The organism is Xenorhabdus innexi (assembly GCF_002632485.1).
Lineage (GTDB): Bacteria > Pseudomonadota > Gammaproteobacteria > Enterobacterales > Enterobacteriaceae > Xenorhabdus > Xenorhabdus innexi.
This window is the reverse complement of record NZ_NIBU01000009.1, coordinates 74564-101198: the sequence shown is the minus strand read 5'-3', so window position 1 is coordinate 101198 and position 26635 is coordinate 74564. Positions and strand designations below refer to the sequence as shown.

At 43.6% G+C, this 26635-nt stretch carries 20 protein-coding genes; 4 read left to right on the top strand and 16 right to left on the bottom strand.

Annotation, left to right across the window (positions count from 1 at the left end):
- The first annotated feature begins 55 nt into the window (after nucleotides 1-55).
- The 4 genes from Xinn_RS05835 to carB all read left to right on the top strand — a co-directional run bounded on the left by Xinn_RS05835 (nucleotide 56) and on the right by carB (nucleotide 6870).
- A complete protein-coding gene (locus Xinn_RS05835; protein ID WP_086954278.1) occupies nucleotides 56-1039 on the top strand; it encodes a LysR family transcriptional regulator in 984 nt (327 codons plus the stop codon).
- 169 nt (nucleotides 1040-1208) lie between these two features.
- Nucleotides 1209-2030: a 4-hydroxy-tetrahydrodipicolinate reductase gene (dapB, locus tag Xinn_RS05830; RefSeq protein WP_086954279.1), complete on the top strand. Its 822-nt coding sequence runs from the start codon at nucleotides 1209-1211 to the stop codon at nucleotides 2028-2030.
- A 437-nt stretch (nucleotides 2031-2467) separates the two neighbouring features.
- Complete coding sequence (gene carA, locus Xinn_RS05825; protein ID WP_086954280.1) at nucleotides 2468-3628, top strand: glutamine-hydrolyzing carbamoyl-phosphate synthase small subunit; 1161 nt, start codon at nucleotides 2468-2470, stop codon at nucleotides 3626-3628.
- A gap of 17 nt (nucleotides 3629-3645) precedes the next feature.
- On the top strand, nucleotides 3646-6870 hold the full coding sequence (gene carB / locus Xinn_RS05820) for a carbamoyl-phosphate synthase large subunit (RefSeq protein WP_086954281.1): 3225 nt from the start codon (nucleotides 3646-3648) through the stop codon (nucleotides 6868-6870).
- 233 nt (nucleotides 6871-7103) lie between these two features.
- Here the strand turns inward: carB and Xinn_RS05815 are convergent, their stop codons facing one another.
- The 16 genes from Xinn_RS05815 to prfC all read right to left on the bottom strand — a co-directional run bounded on the left by Xinn_RS05815 (nucleotide 7104) and on the right by prfC (nucleotide 26617).
- Nucleotides 7104-8375 carry an aminotransferase class I/II-fold pyridoxal phosphate-dependent enzyme gene (locus tag Xinn_RS05815; RefSeq protein ID WP_086954282.1) on the bottom strand — a complete coding sequence of 424 codons (1272 nt, stop codon included), beginning with the start codon at nucleotides 8373-8375 and terminating at the stop codon, nucleotides 7104-7106.
- Between the two features lie 356 nt (nucleotides 8376-8731).
- The gene (locus tag Xinn_RS05810; RefSeq protein WP_086954283.1) at nucleotides 8732-9010 is read right to left on the bottom strand and encodes a helix-turn-helix domain-containing protein; all 279 of its coding nucleotides are present in this window, start codon (nucleotides 9008-9010) and stop codon (nucleotides 8732-8734) included.
- A gap of 16 nt (nucleotides 9011-9026) precedes the next feature.
- On the bottom strand, nucleotides 9027-9866 hold the full coding sequence (locus tag Xinn_RS05805) for an MrpH family fimbial adhesin (protein WP_086954284.1): 840 nt from the start codon (nucleotides 9864-9866) through the stop codon (nucleotides 9027-9029).
- A gap of 69 nt (nucleotides 9867-9935) precedes the next feature.
- On the bottom strand, nucleotides 9936-10514 hold the full coding sequence (locus Xinn_RS05800; protein WP_086954285.1) for a fimbrial protein: 579 nt from the start codon (nucleotides 10512-10514) through the stop codon (nucleotides 9936-9938).
- A 63-nt stretch (nucleotides 10515-10577) separates the two neighbouring features.
- Nucleotides 10578-11336, bottom strand: a complete 759-nt coding sequence (locus Xinn_RS05795; protein ID WP_086954286.1) for a fimbria/pilus periplasmic chaperone — start codon at nucleotides 11334-11336, stop codon at nucleotides 10578-10580.
- A gap of 129 nt (nucleotides 11337-11465) precedes the next feature.
- Complete coding sequence (locus Xinn_RS05790) at nucleotides 11466-14132, bottom strand: outer membrane usher protein (RefSeq protein WP_280176131.1); 2667 nt, start codon at nucleotides 14130-14132, stop codon at nucleotides 11466-11468.
- Nucleotides 14133-14449: 317 nt separating this feature from the next.
- The gene (locus tag Xinn_RS05785) at nucleotides 14450-14980 is read right to left on the bottom strand and encodes a fimbrial protein (protein WP_086954288.1); all 531 of its coding nucleotides are present in this window, start codon (nucleotides 14978-14980) and stop codon (nucleotides 14450-14452) included.
- A 726-nt stretch (nucleotides 14981-15706) separates the two neighbouring features.
- Nucleotides 15707-16423, bottom strand: a complete 717-nt coding sequence (gene deoD, locus Xinn_RS05780; RefSeq protein WP_086954289.1) for a purine-nucleoside phosphorylase — start codon at nucleotides 16421-16423, stop codon at nucleotides 15707-15709.
- 108 nt (nucleotides 16424-16531) lie between these two features.
- Nucleotides 16532-17755 carry a phosphopentomutase gene (gene deoB / locus Xinn_RS05775; protein WP_086954290.1) on the bottom strand — a complete coding sequence of 408 codons (1224 nt, stop codon included), beginning with the start codon at nucleotides 17753-17755 and terminating at the stop codon, nucleotides 16532-16534.
- 79 nt (nucleotides 17756-17834) lie between these two features.
- Nucleotides 17835-19214 carry a thymidine phosphorylase gene (gene deoA / locus Xinn_RS05770; RefSeq protein WP_086954291.1) on the bottom strand — a complete coding sequence of 460 codons (1380 nt, stop codon included), beginning with the start codon at nucleotides 19212-19214 and terminating at the stop codon, nucleotides 17835-17837.
- Between the two features lie 114 nt (nucleotides 19215-19328).
- Nucleotides 19329-20123: a deoxyribose-phosphate aldolase gene (gene deoC / locus Xinn_RS05765; protein WP_086954292.1), complete on the bottom strand. Its 795-nt coding sequence runs from the start codon at nucleotides 20121-20123 to the stop codon at nucleotides 19329-19331.
- 438 nt (nucleotides 20124-20561) lie between these two features.
- Nucleotides 20562-21830 (bottom strand): NupC/NupG family nucleoside CNT transporter, encoded by a 1269-nt coding sequence (locus tag Xinn_RS05760; RefSeq protein WP_186435697.1) that lies wholly within the window; start codon nucleotides 21828-21830, stop codon nucleotides 20562-20564.
- A 337-nt stretch (nucleotides 21831-22167) separates the two neighbouring features.
- Entirely contained in the window at nucleotides 22168-22938 is a 771-nt protein-coding gene (locus Xinn_RS05755) for a TatD family hydrolase (RefSeq protein WP_086956503.1), read from the bottom strand.
- 13 nt (nucleotides 22939-22951) lie between these two features.
- The gene (locus Xinn_RS05750) at nucleotides 22952-24082 is read right to left on the bottom strand and encodes a patatin-like phospholipase family protein (protein ID WP_086954294.1); all 1131 of its coding nucleotides are present in this window, start codon (nucleotides 24080-24082) and stop codon (nucleotides 22952-22954) included.
- A 308-nt stretch (nucleotides 24083-24390) separates the two neighbouring features.
- Nucleotides 24391-24813: a BON domain-containing protein gene (locus tag Xinn_RS05745; RefSeq protein ID WP_086954295.1), complete on the bottom strand. Its 423-nt coding sequence runs from the start codon at nucleotides 24811-24813 to the stop codon at nucleotides 24391-24393.
- Nucleotides 24814-25027: 214 nt separating this feature from the next.
- Nucleotides 25028-26617: a peptide chain release factor 3 gene (gene prfC / locus Xinn_RS05740; RefSeq protein ID WP_086954296.1), complete on the bottom strand. Its 1590-nt coding sequence runs from the start codon at nucleotides 26615-26617 to the stop codon at nucleotides 25028-25030.
- Between the last annotated feature and the right edge of the window lie 18 nt (nucleotides 26618-26635).

Genomic DNA, 26635 nt, shown 5'->3' with positions numbered 1-26635 from the left:
TATTAAATAAACTCAGTTGGGATAATCCATCCCAAAATCAAATAACTTTTGACTTATGAGCACAAATAACACAATAAACCTGATGCGGGAAATGGCCATTTTCGCCAAAGTCGTTGAAACAGGAAGTTTTTCTGAAACGGCACGCCAGCTAGCTGCGACACCTTCTGCCATAAGCCGTTCTGTAACCAGACTGGAAAAAGCCCTCGGAATCCGACTGTTACAGAGAACAACTCGCAAACTTCGTTTAAGTGAGGGTGGACAGCAGGTTTATGAAAATTGTCTGAGCATGATAAATTCAGCTCAGGCTGTCATGTCTATATCAGGAAACTTTAATCATGAACCGCAGGGAATGGTCCGGGTGAGCGTACCGAAAGCAGTCGGACGTTTTGTCATTCATCCTCATATACCGGCTTTCCTTACTCGCTATCCCAAAGTTGATATCAGCTTACGGCTTGATGATCGGTATGTGGATTTAATAGATGATGAAGTTGACCTTGCCATCCGGATCACCGATCAGCCTCCTCCGGGTCTGATGGGGCGACGATTACTGAAGATTTGGCATATGCTATGTGCCACACCGGAATACCTTGCAGAACACGGAATACCCCAACATCCCCACGATCTGAAAACTCACAGCTGCATCTATCTTGGTGAAGAACCCGGCGATTCACGCTGGAAGTTCAGTCAGGGCAGTAAAATTGCCACCGTCAATATTCAGGGTCGTTATGCCGCCAATCATACGGGAGTACGACTTGATGCAGCACTCAAAAACATTGGTATCAGCAGCCTGCCCTATTTTACCGCCAGACATGCCTTGCAGCAGGGGCGATTGGTTCAGGTTCTGCCTGACTGGAGTTTTAAGGCTAATTATACCGGTGAATTGTGGATACTTTATCCACCAACACGGCACTTACCCGCAAAACTCAGTGTCTTTATCGAATTTCTTGCCGAATGTCTTCGTCAGGAACACGCCGAGGATGAAAAGTCAGTCAGGGATAAACATATCTGCCATTATGAATTGCCTGAAGCCGGTGAATAGCTATATGTAAGATGCACACTTTAGCATTTTTTATAACTGTCCGCCTGATCGCTGTTTTCCTAATGGTATCCCTCTAAGTCTGGCACAGCCAGCTATTGCCAGTTAAGCTGTAGGCAATTTTGCTTTATCACCTCTATTAAAAATCAATATTAACTACAGCGAGGGCCTTATGGCTGATACAGATATCCGCATTGCTATCGTAGGGGCCAGTGGCCGTATGGGGCGCAATCTAATTCAGGCGGTTCAACAGTCGGATGGTGTTACTCTGGGAGCCGCTCTGGAACGTTCTGGCTCATCATTATTAGGAACGGATGCTGGCGAATTAGCAGGCATTGGTACTAACGGTATTACGATCCACGATGACCTTAACACTGTCATTGATGATTTTGATGTCTTAATCGACTTTACCCGCCCGGAAGGAACGCTGGCATATCTCGCAGTCTGCCATCAATACCGCAAAGCAATGGTCATTGGTACAACCGGATTTGATGATGCAGGCAAGCAGGCTATTAAAGAAGCTTCCCGTGAAATTCCTATTGTTTTTGCAGCAAATTTCAGTATTGGAGTCAATCTTGTCCTTAAACTACTGGAGAAAGCGGCGGCAGTAATGGGTGAATATACAGATATTGAAATTATTGAAGCTCACCATCGCCATAAAGTGGATGCACCATCAGGAACGGCACTGGCGATGGGAGAATCTATCGCTCATACCTTAGGCCGTGATCTGAAAACCTGTGCAGTATATGCCCGGGAAGGCTATACAGGCGAACGGAATCCCAAAAGCATTGGTTTTTCCACTATAAGAGCGGGGGATATTGTCGGAGAACACACGGCTATTTTTGCTGATATCGGTGAGCGAGTGGAGATAACCCATAAAGCCTCAAGCCGGATGACGTTCGCAAATGGCGCTGTTAAGGCATCTGCTTGGGTAACCAATAAAAATAGTGGACTTTATGATATGAAAGATGTCCTTAACCTGGAAAACTTATAATTCTGTTGATACGTAATTCATTGTAATTGCGTTATTATTTTCAGATGACAACGCAATTACATGATTAACATAAAAATAAAACTCAAAAACCAAATTATCACTACTTTTATATCTTAAATTCTCATTTTTATCATCTTTTCTCCCATAATCACTGAAAGCAGCATGGTTTTTTCAGCTTTAAAATTTAATTTCACATTAATCGAGCATATAATCGGACTTTACTTATAATTTTCAGGCATATTTCATCAATGTTGGATTGAGCCTCGCAAAAAAAACAATAAAAAAGGGATTTTTTGTAGACAAGTCCCATTCCCGTCATTAGAATGCGCCCAATTTGCCAAAATTTCGACCAAGAACATGATTGGCATTGATCTAAAGGATTTATTCTGAATTAATATGCATTGAGTGCGAGTTGTTATTCATTCCTGGAGGGCGTTTTGATTAAGTCAGCTATATTGGTTCTGGAAGATGGAACCCAATTTCACGGTCGCGCCATAGGTGCAGAAGGTGTGGCTGTTGGAGAAGTGGTCTTCAATACCTCAATGACCGGATATCAAGAAATACTTACCGACCCTTCCTATTCCCGCCAAATTGTTACTCTCACCTATCCTCATATTGGAAATGTCGGCATTAATACTGCTGATGAAGAATCTCCCGCCATTCAGGCCCAAGGCTTAGTAATCCGCGATTTACCGCTAATCACCAGCAACTACCGCAGTGAAAACAACCTGTCTGATTATCTGAAAAAACATAACATTGTTGCTATTGCTGATATTGATACACGTAAACTGACCCGTCTGTTACGTGAAAAAGGCGCACAAAACGGTTGTATCATTGCTGGCAATGAAGCGGATGCTCAAATTGCACTTGAAAAAGCGAAAGCATTTCCCGGCCTGAAAGGTATGGATTTGGCGAAAGAAGTAACCACGGCACAGCCTTATCAGTGGTTACAGGGGAGCTGGACACTGGCAGAAGAGCTGCCTGAAGCTCGCAAAGAACAAGAATTGCCATACCATATTGTTGCTTATGATTTTGGTGTAAAACGTAACATCCTGCGTATGCTGGTGGATCGCGGCTGCCGCGTGACTGTCGTACCAGCCAAAACACCTGCGGATGAAGTACTGAAAATGGCACCAGATGGCATTTTCCTTTCCAATGGTCCCGGTGATCCAGAACCGTGCGACTATGCTATTGAAGCCATTAAAACCTTCCTGAATACTGACATTCCTGTATTTGGTATCTGTCTGGGGCATCAGTTACTGGCTCTGGCAAGTGGTGCAAAAACCGTCAAAATGAAATTTGGTCACCACGGCGGCAACCATCCTGTTAAAGACTTAGATCGCAATGTCGTTATGATTACTGCTCAAAACCACGGATTTGCCGTTGATGAAAGTTCATTACCAGCAAATTTGCGTGTAACCCATAAATCACTCTTTGACGGCACTCTGCAAGGTATCCACCGTACTGACAAACCTGCATTCAGTTTTCAGGGGCATCCTGAAGCCAGCCCTGGTCCGCATGAAGCCGCTTCTCTGTTCGACCATTTTATTGCATTGATTGAACAGCATCGTCAGCAAAACGCTCAGAACACCAAATAATCAGGAGAAAAACGAAAATGGCAAAACGTACTGATATTAAAAGTATCCTGATCTTGGGTGCAGGTCCGATTGTTATCGGTCAGGCATGTGAATTTGACTACTCAGGGGCGCAGGCTTGTAAGGCACTGAGAGAAGAAGGCTACCGCGTCATACTGGTGAACTCGAATCCGGCAACTATCATGACCGATCCGGAAATGGCTGATGCAACTTACATCGAGCCGATTCACTGGGAAGTTGTACGCAAAATTATTGAAAAAGAGCGTCCGGATGCCGTCCTGCCAACAATGGGCGGGCAAACAGCACTCAACTGCGCACTGGAACTGGAACGTCAGGGCGTATTGCAGGAATTCGGTGTCACCATGATTGGTGCAACCGCTGATGCTATTGATAAAGCAGAAGATCGTCAGCGTTTTGATAAAGCGATGAAAAAAATCGGTCTGGATACCGCACGTTCCGGCATCGCTCATACCATGGAAGAAGCTCTGGCAGTCGCTGAAGACGTAGGCTTCCCTTGTATCATCCGTCCTTCTTTCACCATGGGCGGAACCGGCGGTGGTATCGCGTATAACCGCGAAGAGTTTGAAGAAATCTGCGAACGCGGTCTGGATCTCTCTCCTACCAATGAACTGTTGATCGATGAATCTCTGATTGGCTGGAAAGAGTATGAAATGGAAGTTGTTCGTGACAAAAATGACAACTGCATCATCGTCTGCTCCATTGAAAACTTTGACCCGATGGGTATCCATACCGGTGACTCCATTACTGTCGCACCAGCCCAGACGCTGACTGATAAAGAATATCAAATCATGCGTAATGCCTCGATGGCAGTACTGCGTGAAATTGGTGTGGAGACAGGTGGCTCAAACGTACAGTTTGCCGTGAATCCTAAAAATGGTCGCCTGATTGTCATTGAGATGAACCCGCGTGTATCCCGTTCATCTGCTCTGGCTTCTAAAGCGACTGGCTTCCCTATTGCTAAAATCGCGGCAAAACTGGCTGTTGGCTACACCCTTGACGAACTGATGAACGATATCACCGGTGGTCTCACTCCGGCTTCTTTCGAACCATCAATTGACTATGTCGTCACGAAGATCCCTCGTTTTAACTTCGAAAAATTTGTTGGCAGTAATGACCGCCTGACCACTCAGATGAAGTCTGTCGGTGAAGTTATGGCGATTGGTCGTACTTTCCAGGAATCCCTGCAAAAAGCACTGCGTGGTCTGGAAGTCGGCGCAACGGGTTTCGACCCGAAAGTCAATCTGGATGATGCGCAATCCCTGACCAAAATCCGCAGTGAACTGAAAGATGCCGGTGCTGAACGTATCTGGTTCGTTGCCGACGCATTCCGTGCGGGTATGTCCGTTGATGGTATCTTCAACCTGACCAATATTGATCGCTGGTTCTTAGTTCAAATTGAAGAGCTGGTACGTCTGGAGGATATGGTTACAGAGCAAGGCATCAACGGCCTGACTGCCGGTTTCCTGCGCCAGCTTAAACGTAAAGGTTTTGCTGATGCACGTCTGGCAAAATTGGCGGGTGTATCCGAAAAAGAAATCCGTAAACTGCGTCATGATTACAACCTGTATCCGGTTTACAAACGTGTGGATACCTGTGCGGCAGAGTTTTCAACTGATACTGCCTACATGTATTCCACTTATGAGGATGAGTGCGAAGCTAACCCGAACAGTGATAAACCGAAAATCATGGTATTGGGTGGTGGCCCGAACCGTATCGGTCAGGGTATTGAATTCGATTATTGCTGCGTACATGCAGCACTGGCGCTACGCGAAGACGGTTACGAAACTATCATGGTTAACTGTAACCCTGAAACTGTTTCAACAGATTATGACACTTCCGACCGCCTTTATTTTGAGCCGGTAACACTGGAAGACGTACTGGAAATTGTACGCGTTGAACAGCCAAAAGGAGTGATCGTTCAGTATGGTGGCCAGACTCCGCTAAAACTGGCACGCGAACTGGAAGCTGCTGGCGTACCCATTATCGGCACCAGTCCGGATGCTATTGACCGTGCAGAAGACCGTGAACGTTTCCAGCAAGCGGTAAACCGTCTTGGCCTGAAACAACCAGCCAATGCGACTGTGACAACTATCGAACAGGCGATAGAAAAAGGTAACAATCTGGGCTATCCGCTGGTCGTTCGCCCTTCCTATGTACTGGGCGGTCGTGCAATGGAAATTGTATACGACGAATCTGATCTGCGTCGCTATTTCCAAACCGCAGTAAGTGTTTCTAACGATGCGCCGGTTCTGCTGGATCGCTTCCTTGATGATGCAGTTGAAGTCGATGTGGATGCTATCTGTGACGGAGAACGCGTCCTGATTGGCGGTATCATGGAACATATTGAACAAGCAGGTGTTCACTCTGGTGACTCTGCCTGCTCCTTGCCTGCCTATACGTTAAGCAAGGAAATTCAGGATGTTATGCGTAATCAGGTTGAAAAGCTGGCCTTTGAATTACGTGTCCGTGGCTTGATGAACGTTCAGTTTGCTGTGAAAAACAACGAAGTCTATCTGATCGAAGTGAACCCACGTGCAGCTCGTACAGTACCATTCGTTTCCAAAGCAACCGGTCTGCCACTGGCAAAAGTGGCTGCACGCGTCATGGCTGGGCAATCTTTGCAGTCACAGGGTGTTACCAAAGAAATCATCCCGCCTTATTACTCCGTGAAAGAAGTGGTACTGCCATTCAATAAATTCCCGGGAGTTGATCCGCTTCTGGGGCCAGAAATGCGCTCTACCGGTGAAGTTATGGGTGTCGGCCGTACCTTTGCTGAGGCTTTCTCCAAAGCAATGCTGGGCAGCAACTCTATCATGGGTAAAAAAGGTCGCGCATTATTGTCAGTACGTGAAGGCGATAAAGAGCGTGTTGTTGATTTGGCGGCTCAGTTAGTTAAGCAGGGCTTTGAACTGGATGCAACTCACGGCACTGCCGTTGTATTGGGTGAAGCAGGAATTAACCCACGTCTGGTGAACAAAGTTCATGAAGGTCGTCCGCATATTCAGGACAGAATCAAAAACGGTGAATATGACTACATCGTCAATACCACCGCTGGTCGTCAGGCGATTGAAGATTCAAAACTACTTCGTCGCAGCGCACTGCAATATAAAGTGCATTACGACACAACTCTGAATGGCGGTTTCGCGACTACCATGGCACTCAGTGCTGACCCGACTGAACAGGTTATTTCTGTACAAGAGATGCACGCAAAAATTACCGGGTAATTTATACCCTATGGATTTCAAGTTGCGTCGCGGCGGCAAGGAAATGAGTCCCCGGGAGCATAGATAACTATGTGACTGGGGCGAATGAGGGCAGCCAACAAAGAGGCAACTTGAAAGAGGCAACTTGAAAGACGACGAGTATAGCTAGATAACAAACAGCTCCCCAAGTGGGTCAGGGGGCTGTTTTTTTATCGGGTAATATTTTGAATGGTTAAAATCATTCCCTTCCGAGGCTATATCAGCGCCAATTGCCGCCCAATCTGCACTAACGTGCTAATACTATAATCCAACTCTTCGTCACTCAAATTCGCGCTCAGGTTAATCCGTATCCGTGATCGTGTCTTACTCACAGCAGGGTATGTCACGGGGTTAACATATATACCTTTCTCATGCAGCATACGAGCCATCGTGTAACAGCATTGCTCATCACCTGTAATCAATGGCACGATAGCCGTTTCACTGTTGAGTATATTGAATCCTGCATCACGTAATTTCTGACGAAAATACTCAGCCTTAGTTTGCAGCTCCAGAGTCAACTGCGGTGAAGCTTCAAGAATATCAATGGCGCTGATGATTGAAGCGAGTACAGCCGGAGGCAGTGAAGCTGAGTAAATATAAGGGGTTGCAGCAAGACGGATAATGTTTCCTGTTCTCTTGCTGGTACCAATAAATCCACCAATGCCCGGTAAGCCTTTGCTCAAGCTGCCAGTGATAATATCAATCTGATCCGTTATACCAAAGTGTGCACAAATTCCCCGGCCATTTGGGCCAATGTGTCCGGTGCCATGCGCATCATCCACAATGACGAACGCATTATATTTTCGGGCTAATTCGACAATTCCGGGCAAGGGAGCCAAATCGCCATCCATGCTGAATACACCGTCAGTAATAATAAACTTGCGTGCCTGAAATGACGTTTGACGAAGCTTGTGCTCAAGATTTTTCAGAGAAACGTGCTGGTAAATCCGAATCGTTGCACCACTCAGTTTCAGACCATCAACAATAGACTGATGGTTGAGAATATCACTGAAAACGATGTCACCTTCACGGCATAGTGTGGAAAGAGCCGCAAGATTAGCGCAGAACCCCGAGCTTAAGGTAATCACGTCTTCCACACCAAGAAAGTTAGCCAACCTCTGTTCCATTTCAAGATGCAGACCGCAGGTCCCATTGAGAAGGCGTACGCCGCTGGATGTGGTTCCATAGCGATGAGTTGCATTAATACTGGCTTCGATGATTTTCTGATGACCATTAAGCCCAGAATAGTTATAAGAGCCTAAATGCAAAACTTCACGTACTTGCTCACTATCAGTGCTGGTGGGGCTATAGCTAACAGAAACATGCTTACAGGGTGTTCTATGAAATACCCTGCCAATCATATCCATTTTTCCAGCAGCAACAAAATGCTCATGGCGGGCGGACATGCTTTGTAGATAATCGTTAGATCGCGTGATATCTCGGTGATGGTCTTCTTTTTCAAGATCAGTAGGGCACAAATTATTCATAAAACATTTTCCTTGTGTAAAAATAAAAAATAATACTGACGATAAATGCCCAAATATTGATAACCAGAATCAACCAAAAATAATGGCTGAAAATTAAAGTAATATACGTTTATTATAATTAAGAAAGAATATTCTTATGGTTACTGCCACTGGTAATGGCAATAATACTACGGAACATGATGATTAAATACCGAAAACCCAATTACAACCGGACAATAAAATAACGATAAACAGAATTCATTTCATTCTCAAAAAATAACAACGCATCCATCTTTTATGAGGGATAAAAAAACCACCTCTGATTTGAGATGGCTTTTATATAAAGTGAATAATATTTTTTCTATTAAACTTTTTATTCAATATAAGTCTAATATTGTTTCAGCCACACAGGTATGTTGGTTTTTTATTTGAGGTGCAGGTTTAATAAAACAATCTTCCAGAAACCAACTTGCTGGTGTCTTCAGAGTAATAGAGACAATAACCAGATGTTCCAGACTAATTCGGTTAGTTCCGCGTTCATAACGTGATAACTGCTGGTGGCTGACGCCGATTCTATCCGCCAGCTCTGCTGCTGTTATCCCAAGCTCTTTGCGCCTCATTTGGATCCGTTTACCTACCAGCATACTGACTCGCATAGTATTTTACTCTCAATTATAAATAGGTTAATAAGACAACGGCTGTACCTTCATATTTACCGGCTTTAGGTTGTATTAATGTGTGCAGCGTTGACGTCAGAGTAAAAGTTGAAGGAATATATTTTCCCTCAGCGATGACATTCACTCCATTCGCTGCATTTTTTCCATCAATCTGTAATGCTGAATAAATTTGCTTATTAGTATCGAGATAAACTTTGGATTCATTATTAATAGATTTAATCTGTAACATTATTTTATTGCTATAAAGTGCACAGCTAAACTGCCCATTAATAGAACGGATTGCATTGTTAACTTCTGAGGCTTTTAATTCACCATAAGCAATTTCAGCAGGAACTTTAAGTTCACAACTCTGGTTTGCAGGCGGTAATTTATTACAGGTTGAATTAGGAAATTTTTGTGCCGTTCCATATCCTGATGATATCCGGTTAGTGTAAAACAAGCCTACACACTGAGCATTGGCAGTAATAATCGGAAATGTTACCCGCTTAGGAACCCCGAGCTGACTTTTATAAGCCCGCATAACATCTGCTGTTGTCCGGTATTTATGTGCATCAGTCAAACATACTTTTGCATCAATACAGGAGCCATACATGCCCGGCTGTTTGCCATTGTTATACTGGACATCCGGGCCGACATAGCACTGTGGCTTGTTGTAACAAGGGTTCTCAATCCCCTCGTCTTCTGTCCATTCAACAATCTCCATAGTAGTCATGGTTTGCTTACCCGATGCAACTGTATTCACCGGCATGACATAAGCTCCACTATAAGCATATGAAGCAGTTAAGAAAAATAATGATGCCGAAAACTTCATTAATGGTTTTTTAATATGGCGCATAATTTATTTCCCTAAATAGCCTCAAGCTCGGATTGAATATCACGGAAATTACACAAGAAACCGGGGTGGCTATTCATAACTGAGCTCAAAAGTTGCCATCGCATTGAACTCTCCTACACCAATCTTATTTTGCAAAAGCGCGTTGGGATCGGCTTTGATGTATGCCTGAAACGGAATAACATGATTACTGTTTGTGCCAGTAAGTGCGAACTGGGCGGTTTTATTAAAAGGCAGCGGAGTGCCATCCAGTTTTTCCATACCAATAGCCGCACCAGAAGCACTACTACCATGATTGAACGCCAACAATCCCGGCTGTTCTCTACTCTCCTGACCGGCAAACTTGACTTTGACTTTCTGGGCTACTTTGGGGTCACACTCCTCCAAATGCAGACGGAATTGTTGGCCTGCTGTACGGTGATACAAATAAAGATCCCGACTGTTAATAGTGCCAAAATCAACTTCCATTGCTTTATCTTCCGGTTTAATCACACAGGAAGGAGCAAGGACAGTCATGGTAATTCTGACATTCTGGCGCAGGTTATCCTGCGCATAAGCATTTTGCTGACCACTCATTCCCAGAAGGAACAAGCCCGACAGAACTAATGATTTCAGCGTATGCTCAGAGGGCTTTATAGTTAACGAATTCATTATCATTTATCCTAAAATTCATCATGATCAGGTGGAGTCTGTTTGGTTCCTCCCCCAATCTAATCAGCTCTCTTCATCGATAATCTTTGTCACCACACAACTATCGCCGCTACAACTAAAAGCTAACTGCGGGTGTCCGCCATAGTCATTGACATAGGTCAATATGGGATTACTGCCGAAAGCGCTGGCCGTTCCACCCAGTGTTTCACTGCTCTGAGGAGCCAGCATTAATGGTTTAAAACCCTCAACCGGCTTGCCTTTAACTTTACTCTGGCCTTCGGCAAGGGTGACGTAATACGGCGTTGGGTTATTCACCACATATTGATTTCCCTGACGGGTTAACGTCAGTTTTTGCTGCCATGGGTTTTCAAGATCTATACGGCGCGCAATAACCGCATCCGGGCGGTAGAACAGCTTAATTTTTGTTTGTATCGCGAGTTGCAGAACATTCGACTTTTCACTGCGTGGCGGAATTTCACGCACATTGAAATAGAACAGGCTTTCTCTGTCCTGTGGTAATTGCGCTACAGCTGGTATTGCCTGAATCTTAACCTGACTTTTCATTCCGGCTTCAATACGCTGGACAGGCGGAACAACAACGAGTGGGCTGTTGATCTTATTTCCTTGCTCATCTTCAAGCCATGCCTGTGCTAAATAAGGTAAATCAGAGTGTTGATTTTCAATATTCAAACTGACAGATTTTTCATTCCCATTAAAAATAGCCCGGGTACGATCTAAGGCTATCGCCGCCATTGCCTGATGCGCTGACATTAAACTTGTTACCGTTACGGCGGCTATCATTAGAATTTTTTTCAGTTTCATAGTGTCATTAGCTCATGCTTAAAAAACGTATACTTGTATTACTGCTATCAATTAATATCGGCATTGCCGCATTAAAAATTAATGCAATATTCCATAAAAAAACCATTCCGTAGTTTTTCTTATTAATTTTTACTTATTTTTTACATTTAAAAACTGACAAGGCAGTAAAATTGCGGTTGAATACTCTGATGAAATATCATCTGGTACAGTCATCTCACACTGAGCCTGTCCATCCCAATGAACCTGCAATTTATCCCCTTTATTCATCCCACTCAGGTAGGCATATCCATCATCACTTACAATGCCAATTTCCCGTTGATTTGCGTTTGTGACAGATGCACCAAAAGGCGGAAACGAACCATCAGGCAAACGGATTACTGTCATTGCCTTAAGTCCAGATATAACCTGAAATTTACGATATCCGATGGCACCTTCGGTTAATGTTGCCAATTGGACAGAACGTATTGCTTCCACATCATCCGGTAATTTATCCAGATCAATATTTGCGGTATTACGGTGATAACTGTTCACATCAGTCAGAACAGCTTTGCCAAAATAGTTAGTGTGAACTGAAGAACCGAATGTCTGGACAGGAACATTCCGCACACCTTCGGTATCCACCATCAGGCGGGTTGCTCCGGAGATATTCGTACGGTGTAAAGCGACACCTTTAGCGGTAGCAGTGATCCCGCCCTGTAAGCCCAGTGTCGCGTTAGTATTATTGCCGGATTGGTGGCTGGCGCTGGCTGTTACCAATGCCTCATCACCATAGTGGGTGTAATAGCCGTCGGCTGTCGCCCTTCCGTATGTATTCACACCTGTTGAGATACGATAGTTATTACGATCATCAATCCGATTGAAATAACTGACTGTATGCCCATTACCCTGACGATTGACTAATCCGTTATAGTTGACAGTTCCGCTTTCTCCCCAAGGAATGGAAAGCCCCAGATACAGACCATCATCTTTTTTATTGTCAAACTTGTTGCGATAAGCAGATAAATTGACATAAATACCTTTATAACGCCCGATATCCAGAGACTTAGATAAGGAAAGGTCATAACGGTTATTCGTTGGTTTGTTCCAGTAAGTTTGGTGGCTATAGCTGAAATTAGTACTGAACCCTATGTCGTTAAATTGTTTACTGAAATTAACGGTATAAAGTTCTTTTCCACTTTCAGAGGAGGTATTTCGGTAACGGCGGTCAATATATTGACCCATTTTCATGAAATCACGCTCAGAGAAACGGTATCCGGCGAATGTCACCTGACTGTTGTATTGTTCGAAACGTTTCGAGTAACTGAGGCGATAAGATCCCCCTGTAAACGTTTTATTCTCTCCCGGCAGTTTTGCTCTTGATTCTGTGACATCAAATGCTAATGCACCAAAGCTCAGCAAATCACGGCCAACTCCCAGCGATAAAGCGTTATAATCACCCGCACCCAAGAATCCACCATATAACGACCAGCCGTTATTGATCCCCCAGGAGAATTCTCCCAGACCAAAAGCAGGCCCTTCGCGATGATGTTTTTCATTAGTGGATTGCCCGCCAATAAATTTGTACTGCACACGTCCGGGGCGGGTCAGAAAAGGAACGTTTGCCGTATTAACCTGAAACTCCTGTACACTGCCATCCTGCTCTTCAATTCTGACATCCAGTGTCCCTGCCACAGCATCACTGAGTTCCTGAATACGGAATGGGCCTGCGGAAACCTGAGTTTCATACAGAACCCTTCCCATCTGACTGATGGTAACTTTGGCATTGGTTTTCGCGACTCCTGTAACTTCAGGTGCATAGCCGCGTAAATTGGGTGGCAACATATTTTCATCTGTTACCAGACTGACCCCGGTATAACGGAAACTATCGAAGATATTAGAATTGAGGTAATTCTCTCCCAGCGACAATTTAGCCTCTAGCGAGGGCAGCGCACGATATACATAGTAACGGCTCCAGTCCCAACTGCGTTTTCTGACACTGGAACGATTTGCGTCATCCGAGCTGTTCTTACTGGTATTTTCGCGATCGTATCTGCTCTGCCAGTTTGCACGGAAGCGCCACGCACCGGCATTAAAACCTGCCGTACCATTTGCGCTGATTTGCTGGCGAGCGTTGCCATGATCGGGTTTAGTTGCCTGTGCATACAGATTGTAGTCAAACAACAGTCCGGCTATTCCTTCATCCCAGCGGGAAGGAGGGTCCCAATCCGATGATTCATATTCCAGATAAAATTTAGGAACCGCTAAATACAGGGTATAAGTGGCTAAATCCCCTTTAGCTGACGTCCCCGGCAGGCTACTAATATCAAGACATGTATCATTATTCTGCCAGACCAATTTGTCGGCCCATTGTGATTTCAGACCGATTTTTTTCACTAATTCTGGTGACACACAGGCTTCACTGCCTTTCGGATCATCATCCGGCGCAATAAAATCAATAGAATACATATCCTGCAATTCAGATTCATTCACCCGAACTGCCATCATATAGTTCCCCGGCATGATATAACCCGCACGGGAAAACTTACCCAAATCAATATGGTCGCGTTCATTGATATCCAGCGCGTCAGTATTGAATTCAATGGATTTAGAATAAGCAAGCTGAATACCGGATAGCGAAAATAGTATCAGGGCAGAAAGGAGTTTAATTCCGGGCATCAAAGGCTTTGCATTTGTTTTATTCGTTATTCTTTGTGTATTAAGCACGTCATTTTTATTAAATATTCTTTTTCTATTACTGCGTGTTTTTTTATTAACAGACGAAAAATCATGATTCATAGAAGCTATAAACCAAGCCATAACATCCTCTAAGCAATGAATCGTTAATAATCCAATTTGAATTTAATTACTGCCTGATAATGCCAAACCTGTATACATGGCAAAATATGTGATTTTCCGAATATAGGTAACTGAGATAAAAACAACTTCAATTAACCCTAAAAAAGCGTTTCAACGCACTGCCACTTAAATCGCTTTCTTATCAGTTTTAAACACCATTATTAAACACATTACATGTTTGAAATAGGCTGAATAATTATGTCAGGAAACCCAAAAAATCAAAATGGCGCGGGCTTCCCGACATTCAGCAATTAAAAACTAACCTTTAATTTTCACTATTACAGGTAGTTTAAAGTGAAGTATGCGAAAGCATAGAAATTGCCAGTTGTGATAGTTTCACCTGGGATAGCTTTCAGGTTCGCATCGAAACGCAGGCGGTTATCAACTGCATCTACAGCAGTAGTAGGCGTGCCTAAACGAACCATTCTTCCGTTCTCGCCGTCATTTAAGTCGCCGATTTCGATGCCAACACCTTTAACACCTTTAACAGCTAACATTTCGCCGCTAGCATCAACTGCGTCGCCAGTGAATGTTGTAGAGATTTTCTTTCCTGTGATATCAGAACACTTGTCTAATTCAATATCAAAAGGTATACGTTCGGATTGACCATTTACGTTGGATTTAAACTTAGAAGTCCGAACTTCACCAAAATTAACATCGATATGGGATTTTTTAAGTGAACAAGTCGGATTAATAATAGTACCTTTGAAGTGAACAAAACCACGGTCATTCATATTTTCCGCATTTGCAGCGCCCGCAGTTAGAGCGACACCAAGACCTAAAATCATTGCCAATTTATTCAGTTTCATAATCGAATTTATACCTTTTAATAAAAAGTAGGGGATTTATACTCATGGGATAACCGAAGCTCAGAAATTAATTTCTGGCACTTAGGATAATTGCTATTTAGTTTTTGACAGACAGCTTCACTGACCTAACTAAACAAAAATCCTAAGTATGATTCTATACAAAAACCCCTAAGTCAAATTTCAGCGGATAAAACTGGCAATGATCTCTAACTGCGTATGGATTATGAGTTTTTACCAAAAAGCCCGCATAAGTAGCAAAATATTTTACTGATAATGGTATAAATTTGGTTTATTTTTCTGAATTGAGTCGAACAAAGACGAATAGTTCAGAATCTTAGTTTGCGAATCTTTATTGAGCGATTTTATCTTTCTGAAAATAAATAAATGATCAATTAAACTAAAATAACAATAAACATCAGCATTTAATTTCGATCAATCGGAGGGATATAAAATACAAACAAAATATTCATCTGATTTATAAAATTAACACGCTAATTATAATATCAACTTATTATTTTTATTTTAAAAGTTGTTTTTTTACCCAACCGACTTATTTGATTATTTTTATAATAAAATCGACACTGGGTAAAATGGAAAAAAGCAAATAAATGAGATTGATTCTTAACAAAATTACTCAAACAATCTATTAATTTGGATAATAAAAAAGCCCTTCTCATTATTGAGAAGGGCTTTTATTTTAATAAAGTAATTAAATTACATTATTTTTTAATTATCACCTAACAAAATAGATTCAAGCGCAATTTCAATCATGTCATTGAAAGTAGTCTGACGCTCTTCAGCCGTTATTTGTTCACCGGTACGAATATGGTCAGAAACAGTGCAGATTGCCAGTGCTTTTGCGCCAAATTCAGCGGCAACACCATAAATACCAGCAGCTTCCATTTCAACGCCCAGAATGCCGTACTTTTCCATCACATCGAACATTTGTGGGTCTGGCGTATAGAACAGATCCACAGAGAAGATGTTACCAACACGTGCATTGATATTTTTTGCTTTAGCCGCATCCACAGCGTTACGGATCAAATCAAAATCAGCGATTGCCGCAAAATCATGATCTTTAAAACGCTGGCGGTTTACTTTGGAATCAGTACAGGCACCCATACCAATGACAACGTCGCGAATTTTAACGCCTTCGCTTACCGCACCACAGGAGCCAATACGGATAATCTTTTTAACACCAAAGTCGGTGATCAGCTCTTTGGCATAAATAGAACAGGATGGGATACCCATACCATGTCCCATGACTGAAATACGGCGGCCTTTGTAAGTACCGGTGAAACCGAGCATACCGCGAACATCGTTAACCTGACGAACATCTTCGAGGAATGTTGCCGCAATATATTTTGCGCGCAGTGGATCGCCTGGCATTAAAACTACATCAGCAAAATCGCCCATCTCAGCATTAATATGTGGGGTAGCCATAAATCTATTCCTTGTTTTACTATGTATTAAAAGTAGGTATTAAAAAGAAGCAGTAAAATAGATCAATATCGGAGCAGCAAAACCATTGGATATCGCTGCTCCGGAAAATCAGAACATCACTTTACCGTAATCCATTGGAGTCAGGCCAAAGTAGTTAGCCACTGTCTGACCAATGTCTGCAAACGTTTCACGATGTCCTAATGAACCCGGTTTTACCTTCGGCCCATAAACCAGCACAGGGATATGCTCACGGGTATGATCCGTACCCGGCCAGGTTGGATCACAACCGTGGTCAGCCGTCAGGATCAGAATGTCATCTTCTTTCAGCAGTTTCAGCATTTCAGGTAGACGGCGATCAAACAGTTCCAGCGCAGCCGCATAACCAGCTACATCACGGCGATGACCATAAGATGAGTCGAAATCAACAAAATTGGTGAACACAATAGTATTATCACCAGCCTGTTCCATCTCTACCAGTGATGCATCAAACAGCGCATCAATCCCTGTAGCTTTCACTTTTTTGGTGATACCGACATTGGCGTAAATATCAGCAATTTTACCAATGGAAACAACTTCACCCTGTTTTTCATCAACCAGTTTTTTCAGCACTGTCGGGGCTGGCGGCTCAACGGCCAAATCATGGCGATTGCCGGTACGCTGGAAGTTACCGACCTTGTCTCCGACAAACGGGCGGGCAATAACACGACCGATGTTATAACCACCCTCGGTGAGTTCTTCACGGGCTATTTCGCATAGTTCATACAGTTTATCCAGACCGAATGTCTCTTCATGACAGGCAATCTGAAAAACGGAATCCGCTGAGGTGTAGAAAATCGGTTTACCCGTTTTCATGTGCTCCTCTCCCAGTTTATCCAGAATGACTGTACCGGAAGAGTGACAGTTCCCCAGATAGCCCGGCAGGTTGGCACGTTCAACCAATTTATCCAATAATGCCTGCGGGAAGCTGTTTTCTAACTCGTGAAAATAACCCCAGTCGAACAGAACCGGCACGCCGGCAATTTCCCAATGACCTGATGGTGTGTCTTTACCAGAAGAAAGTTCACTCGCATAACCATAGGCACCGATAATTTCAGCATCTTCATCCAAACCAATCGGGAAGGTTCCGCTGGACTCTTCCGTTGCTTTTCCCAGCCCTAAACGACTCAGATTCGGTAATTTCAATAATCCCTGACGACCGATATCAGCTTCACCACGAGCGCACTGTTCTGCAATATGCCCTAAAGTGTTAGATCCTTCGTCACCAAATCTTTCTGCATCTGCACTCGCACCGATGCCAAAGGAATCCAAGACCATGATGAATGTACGTTTCATATTTTTCTCCTGCGCCAACTCACGCTCTCAAAGAGGGAACTGCCAGCTATTAAAATCTATTTAATACTTATATGTTGGACTATCCACCAATATGACGATAAACCATCTGGGTGGCGACTTTCATTCCGGCATCTGATTGTGCTGCCGAAGTATATGCCTGTTGAAAAACAAGCGATGCTCGCACAGCCTCTGCCGCCGCATGCCAATCATCTTCATTATTGGCATGAATTACCATCAGAGGAGTATCTGCGTTTACTTCTGAACCAAGTGCAATGATATCACTCAGCCCCACACTGTAATTGATCGGATCAGTCGCTTTGCGGCGACCACCGCCTAATGCAACGACTGCCATCCCCAATGCACGGGTATCCATTTCTGTCACAATGCGTTGTTCTTTAATATTATTTTCAATGGCGCGTTTTTCAGCAAATACAGGCCTGCTGAAAGAAGCTGTCGGTAAATAACGATCATAGTTTTCAATAAAATCGACCGGCCCTTTCTGGGCTGCAACCATGCGCCCGAATATTTCCGCAGCCTGACCATTATCGAGTACTGCCTGTAACTTGCGATATGCAGTATCACGATCTTCTGCCAGTTTACCCGATACCAACATTTCAGCAGATAATGCCATGGTAACTTCAAATAACCGGGAATTACGGTATTCTCCTGTCAGAAACTGCACAGCTTCACGCACTTCCAGCGCATTACCGGCACTGGATGCCAATACCTGATTCATATCGGTCAACAGCGCCGTTGTCTTGCAACCCGCACCATTAGCCACCGCAACAATGGATTCAGCCAGTTGTTCTGACTGTTCATAAGTCGGCATAAATGCGCCGGAACCGACTTTCACATCCATGACCAAAGCATCTAACCCTTCAGCCAATTTTTTGCCCAGAATAGAAGCGGTAATCAGCGGAATAGAATCAACAGTGGCAGTAATATCACGGGTTGCATAAAAACGTTTATCCGCCGGTGCCAGTGAGCTAGTCTGCCCGATAATTGCAACGCCGACATCCCGGATAATATCCCTGAACCGCTGCTCATCAGGGAAAATGTCAAAGCCGAGGATAGACTCTAATTTATCCAGCGTCCCTCCGGTGTGACCTAATCCACGCCCTGAGATCATCGGAACATAACCACCACATGCAGCAACCATCGGCCCCAGAATCAGGGATGTTACATCACCGACTCCACCCGTTGAATGTTTATCCACAATCGGGCCGGGCAGATTCAGCTTCTTCCAGTCAAGCACTGTACCAGAATCACGTACCGCCAATGTTAAGGCAATACGCTCTTTCATCGTCATATCCCGGAAATAAATCGCCATCGCCAGCGCAGCGATTTGCCCTTCAGATACCGTATTATCACGCACTGCGTTAATAAAGAAGCGGATTTCTTCTTCGCTCAGTGAAAAACCATCTCGTTTTTTGCGGATAATTTCCTGTGCCAAAAACAAAGCTACCTCCCGATTATCATTGCCTGAAAAGCAAAGCAGTTATGCATCTTATCTTAACGAATATTTAATAGGTCATTATTGATCTTAAACGATTACTCTGAATAACGACTGATTTTAATAACCGCTGCTTTGTTTTTGTCCCTGATGACCTAACTCGCTCAATAAACTCCCCAGCAGGCTGGAGGCACCAAAGCGGAAATGGCGGGAATCAGCCCATTTTTCACCCATAATCCGATCGGCCAGTGCCAGATACTGTGCTGCTTCTTCTGCTGTGCGGACACCGCCCGCAGGCTTAAACCCGACACTATCCCCCACTCCCATATCCCGAATGACATTAAGCATTAGCTCTGCACTTTCCAGTGTCGCATTAACAGGCACTTTTCCGGTTGATGTTTTAATAAAATCAGCACCTGCTTTGATTGCAATTTCAGAGGCTTTACGGATCAGTTCAGCGTCTTTCAGCTCTCCGGTTTCAATAATGACTTTCAGCCAGATACCTGATTCAGCACAAGCGTCTTTACAGGCTTTAACCAGATCAAAACCCACTTTTTCGTTACCCGCTATCAGTGCCCGGTAAGGGAAAACCACATCCACTTCATCTGCACCATAAGCAATCGCAGCACGGGTTTCCGCCAGTGCAATCTCAATATCATCATTACCATGAGGGAAGTTGGTAACAGTAGCAATCCGGATATCAGGCGTTCCCTGCTCACGCAGCACCTTACGTGCGAGCGGAATAAAACGCGGGTAGATACAGATGGCCGCAGTATGCCCTGCCGGACTGTTTGCCTGATGGCAAAGTGCAGTCACTTTCTCATCAGTATCGTCATCATTAAGTGTTGTTAAATCCATCAAGCCCAGCGCACGCTGAGAAGCGGCACTGATTTTATTAACCCTGCAATTGGTCATAAAACTCTCCAACGGTATTATTGTTGTGACTGAATTAGTTCACATACCCTTCCGAACATTTAACAGCTAACTGTTCCGAATTATTAATGTATTCATATGTTGGGGAGCGGACTTGGTTCCTTGAAGATGTTGCATACGCCTATATCACAGCAACAACAGAGTTCCTTCTCTCCGCACCTGCTTCTTTAATTTGATTTTTCAGCTTGTCTTGCCCGGCAGGCATTAGCTTAATCGATGAAATCTTGATTCATCATTATTTGAACATGTAAGCATGTAATAATGCGTGTTTAGAATCACACTAATCAAATGAAAATTGCAATTATTATCATTTTATCGTGATTAAAATCACATTGATTAAGCCTGAGAAAAATAAAATGCAGGTAAGATAAGCTCACCTGCATTCAATTTAGCCTCTGTTTTTTGGTTAGGCTTGCCTAATTATGCCAGAGAGAGGAAGAACCCTGCAATTGTGGCACTCATCAGGTTAGAGAGTGAACCAGCCAATACGGCTTTCAGACCAAAACGCGCGATATCACCGCGACGGCTCGGTGCCATACCACCTAAGCCGCCCAGCAAAATAGCCACAGAAGAAAGATTCGCGAAGCCACACAGTGCGAAAGAAATAATTGCTTTAGTATGGTCAGAAAGAACCTGAAGTCCCGCAGCGCGGACAACATCATCCGGTTTCAGGTATTCACCAAAGTTCATGAATGCAACAAATTCATTAACAACCAGTTTTTGACCAATGAAAGAGCCCGCAACTGTTGCTTCATTCCACGGTACACCAATCAGGTAAGCGATTGGAGAGAACAACCATCCTAACAGCAGTTCCAGAGATAATTGAGAGTAACCGAACCAACCACCGATACCGCCCAGAATACCATTCAGCAACGCAATCAGGGCAATAAATGCCAGCAGCATTGCACCAACATTCAGTGCCAGTTGCATACCTGATGCTGCACCAGAAGCCGCCGCATCGATAATATTTGCAGGACGGTCTTCTGCTGATATCAGTGACATCGCATCAACATTATCGTGAGTGGTTTCAGTTTCCGGTACCATCAGTTTTGCAAATAGCAGGCCACCCGGTGCTGCCATGAACGAAGCGGCAATCAGATATTCCAGCGGAACCCCCATTGATGCGTAACCTGCCAATACAGAGCCAGCTACGGAAGCCAGACCACCACACATCACAGCAAAAAGCTCGGATTGAGTCATGGTCGCAATATAAGGGCGAACAACCAATGGCGCTTCAGTCTGACCAACGAAGATATTCGCTGTGGCTGACAGGGATTCAGTACGTGATGTGCCCAATACTTTTTGCAGGCCACCACCCAAGATCTTGATGATAAGCTGCATAACGCCAATGTAATACAAAACGGCAATCAGAGAAGAGAAGAAAACAATGACAGGCAGGACGCGCAGGGCAAAGACAAAGCCACCGCCGCCAAACAGCTCAAACATTTTGTTGGATACTAACCCACCAAAAATGAAATCCATTCCCTGTTGACCATATCCGATTACATTGGACACACCTTTTGACATTCCGCCCAGAATGTCTTTACCTGCCGGGACATAAAGTACAAATGCCCCAACAATGACTTGAATAAGAAAGGCGCCAAGGACAGTGCGGATTTTAATAGCTTTGTAATTACTGGAGAAAAGTACTGCGATAAAAATCAGCACTACCATCCCTATCAGGCTCATAAAGAGTTGCATTGGAAGAATCCCTGTTCACTAAATGATTAAAGATATGTCAGTTCTTTTGTGAGTTCCTACTGACACTGTGTGTGGAGGCGATTATACCCAGTAGTAAAAAAGAACAAGCTACTAACATCACAAATTAATGCAGCAGAAAGTAATATAAAAACAGAAAATGAGACCCACATCACATATGACCATGCGATTTATCAGGTTTTAGATAATTAAGCCGTAAAAAAGAAAGAAGTGAGAAGATAATGCCAGTTAAGTATTATTAATATTTATTTCAGCCGGAATAGCGTTTTCCGCTCCGCCAAAAATGGACTATTTCTACTGGCATACATTAGCTGAGGGCAAATAATTTCACACTATTTTGATAAATTTGGCGAGAGATTTCATCCGGAGATTCAGGACGTAATTCACACAATACAGAAAAAACCTGTGCAATCCTTTCTGGTCGGTTTGGCTGCCCCTGAAAACCGGCTAATGGCATATCAGGCGCATCCGTTTCTAATACCAGAGCTGAAAGAGGCAGACGGGCTATCGTATCACGTGTTTTTTTCGCTCTTTCATAAGTTATAGTTCCCCCGACACCAATATAAAAACCAAGGCGAACAAAGGACTGCGCCTGAGATAAGCTGCCAGCAAAGCCGTGAATAACGCCACTACGTGGTACGTGATACTTGCGTAACATTGCCGCCAGTTGATCATGACTTTTGCGGGAATGGAGCATAACAGGTAACTCATACTTTTTGGCTAGCTTTAGCTGAACTGCCAGAACACTTTTTTGCCGCTCAAACTGGGGTTCAGCCATGTACAGATCAAGCCCGATTTCCCCGATTGCCACACAATGGGGCAGTTTTTCCTTAAGCTTTTGTTCCAGATCGTTCAGGTGTATATCATGATGTTCGTTAATATATAAAGGATGTAAGCCAAACGCAGAATAAATTGGCTCATGAGTAGCCGCCAAATCAGCAACCCGCTGGAAATATTCCTGACTGACCGTCGGCACAATAATTTTTTCAACGCCCGCTTGTCTGGCAAGTTCTAAGCTGGCAGTTTCATCGCCAGAAAAAGGCGGAAAATCAAAATGGCAATGTGTATCAATAAACATCTGATTATCCATATTATTTTTCATAATCATTATTGATCATGGTTGTTCCTGTCAGTGGCATTGGCTCGGCATCATTTGCCTCAGTTCCCTCTATTATTGTCGGAGTACCGGTATTATTCAGAAAACTGTTACGCCGGAAACAATGACGGTTCGTTCCATCATGATTTAAACCGCTACGGCAGACCCCATAACTTTTGCGTTCTGCTAATCCGAATTTACCGCCGACAAAAGTATGCCCGATGGTCGCTAAAAAGTATCGCCCACAACGCCGCCCCAGATGATAATCTTTATCCAGTGCACTCGCTTTACTTCCCAGAGCCATTGTTGCCAATGATGCAGGCGGATAAATTTCGAAAATTTGTACGTCATCCGGTGGGTTTTCAATAAATCGTTGTGTCTGAAAATAACGTTTAGCATGCAGCTTCAACATCCTGAGCATTTTTTGCTGGCTGCTGCTTTCCAGCCAGCGCTCTACGCGCGTGAACCACTGTGACGTATAATAAAGCTGTGAAGGCACTGTCCTGATCACCACAATCGTATCCGCTCCCCGACGATAGGCTTCTTCAACCGGAATCGCATCGCTAATGCCACCATCCTGATAAACAATACCATCAAGCGTCACGCCATTGCGATACAATCCAGGGATCGCACTGGAGGCCTTGATAATTTCCATCCAGTTATTTTCATTGGGTTGAAAATAACTGGCCTCAAAATTATCAGCCCGGCATGTACACATATAAAACTCTCGACCGGCATCAAAATGATCCATCGCAATTGGAATGTTTAAGGGGATTTGTTCAGAAACCATATTGATATACCAATCCAGATCGATCAGATGGCCACCCCGGACAAAACGCAATGGGTTAAAGAAAATCGGATTAGTTGTATATTTTTTAATAACTCTACGTGCATAACCTTTTTGCCCGCAAATGTAAGCAGAAAGGTTCTGAGCACCGGCTGAAGTACCAATAAACAATTCGAACGGGTTGAAATCCAGCCGGAGAAACTCATCCAACACACCCGCAGTAAAAATTCCCCGCTGCCCACCGCCTTCACAGACAAGAGCAATTTTTCCCGGCTTAATCTGTGATGTATAAGCTAAAGGCTCTATATTACCCAACGTAATTGGAATATGTTTCCCCACATTACCCCCCTATCAAGTCAATGTCAGTTTTAAGACATAATTTGAATTATGATCATCTTTCAGTAATTAGTAATAATGTTATGCAAATAATACGTCGCTAAAGTGCTTTATCATTTAAACAGTGAATTCACAAAGCCTGTATTAAATAATGAAGATTAATTCACCAACAGGCAAGTCATTACCGATAACCTGAATAGATCTCATTCTTTATGTTCTTAAAAAAGATAATCGCTTAATTAAGTTGGATTTTATTTGGAGAATAAGCCGATAGAGTGACCTGTTCTCAGCCACTCTCGACAAAAAATAGGTTATTTTTTGATTTTTAGGGTGCTGTTGACGGACTGAACACCGTCCGCTTTATGAGCAAGTCTGATAGCTCGCTTTGTCAGCTCTTCATTTTTGACAAAACCAGAAAGGTAAACTACGCCGTTTTCTGTTTTTACTGAGATATTGTTATCATCACTATTAATTCCGATATCTTCCAGAAAATTTTCTTTTATTCGGGCAGTAATAACACTATCGTCAAAATAGCCATCTGCTTTTTTAAGAGAATTCCCGGTTTTTCCCCCAGTATGATTTATTGAATCATCAATCTTCTGGTCTGTATTTTTCAGTGTCTTACCTTCGGAAAGAGAATCTGAAGATGTACCTGCTGCCAGTGCGTTACCGCCTATTAGTACCGAGCCTAAAACAACAGCCAGGAATGAGTGCGTGAACTTTGAATTTTTCATACTCCTACTTTCCTTTTACTTAAGCCAGAATGTCAAAGGATGATATATCAGCAAATTACGAAGATGGAATGAGCTTTACAATAACTAACGTATATTTTCTTATACCTAGAAATCGTATTTTAAATAAATCCGAAAAATTTTAAGGATGGTACAAAAAATAAAAAAGGCCAACTATTTGTTGGCCCATAAAAAAATATCAACGTTCCCGAAAATATCAATGTTCCCGCGTCTTACGGAAAACAACATCGGGATAACGTTCGCTGGTCAGATTTAAATTAACCATGGTTGGCGCAATGTAACTCAGGTTATCACCACCATCAAGAGCCAGATTTTGCTCATTCTTACGTTTGAACTCTTCCAGCTTTCTGACATCATTACACTCTACCCAGCGCGCAGTAGAAACATTGACTGGCTCATAAAGTGCTTCAACGTTATATTCACTTTTCAGGCGGGCAACAACAACATCAAACTGAAGGACACCCACCGCACCAACGATCAGATCATTATTGGTCAATGGCCGGAATACCTGCACAGCCCCCTCTTCCGACAACTGAACAAGCCCTTTCAGCAATTGCTTTTGTTTCAGAGGATCACGCAGACGAATACGGCGGAACAGTTCAGGAGCAAAGTTAGGAATACCGGTAAATTTCAGCTCTTCACCCTGAGTGAACGTATCGCCAATCTGGATAGTACCGTGGTTATGCAAGCCGATGATATCGCCCGGATAGGCATCTTCAACATGCGAGCGATCACCTGCCATAAAAGTCAGGGCATCTGAGATAACCACATCTTTTTTGATGCGCACCTGACGCAGTTTCATGCCTTTTTCATATTTACCGGAGACAACACGCAAAAATGCCACACGGTCACGGTGTTTCGGGTCCATATTGGCCTGAATTTTGAACACAAAACCAGTGAATTTTTCTTCTGTTGCTGTCACTTCGCGCGCATCAGTCTGGCGAGGCATTGGGGTCGGAGCCCACTTCACAAGGCCATCCAGCATATGATCGACACCGAAGTTACCTAACGCAGTACCGAAGAATACCGGTGTTAGTTCACCCTGTAAAAAGGCATCCAGATCAAATTCATGTGACGCGCCTTTAACCAACTCCAGTTCTTCACGCAACTGACCGGCCAGTTCTTCTCCGACCACGGTATCCAGTTCTGGATTATCCAATCCTTTTATAACCCGGACTTCCTGAATAGTATGCCCCTGACCGGATTGATACAGATAAATCTCATCCTGATAGAGATGGTAAACCCCTTTGAAAGACTTACCACAACCGATAGGCCATGTGATCGGGCTACAGGCGATTTTCAGCTCATTTTCAACTTCATCCATCAACTCCATCGGGTCGCGGATATCACGGTCGAGCTTATTCATGAATGTCAGAATTGGCGTATCACGCAGGCGGGTCACTTCCATCAGCTTACGGGTGCGATCCTCAACACCTTTCGCCGCATCAATCACCATCAGACAACAGTCAACCGCCGTCAGAGTGCGGTAAGTATCTTCAGAGAAGTCTTCGTGTCCCGGTGTATCCAACAGGTTAACCAGACAATCAGCATAAGGAAACTGCATCACCGAGGTAGTAATGGAGATGCCGCGTTGTTTTTCCATTTCCATCCAGTCTGACTTAGCATGCTGATTGGAACCTCGGCCTTTTACCGTTCCGGCTTTCTGGATCGCCTGTCCGAATAATAATACTTTTTCAGTAATCGTTGTTTTACCCGCATCAGGGTGGGAAATTATTGCAAAGGTTCTTCGCTTAGCGACCTCATTGGCAAAAATTGGGTTTTGCATAGAAGTTTTTCCAATTAT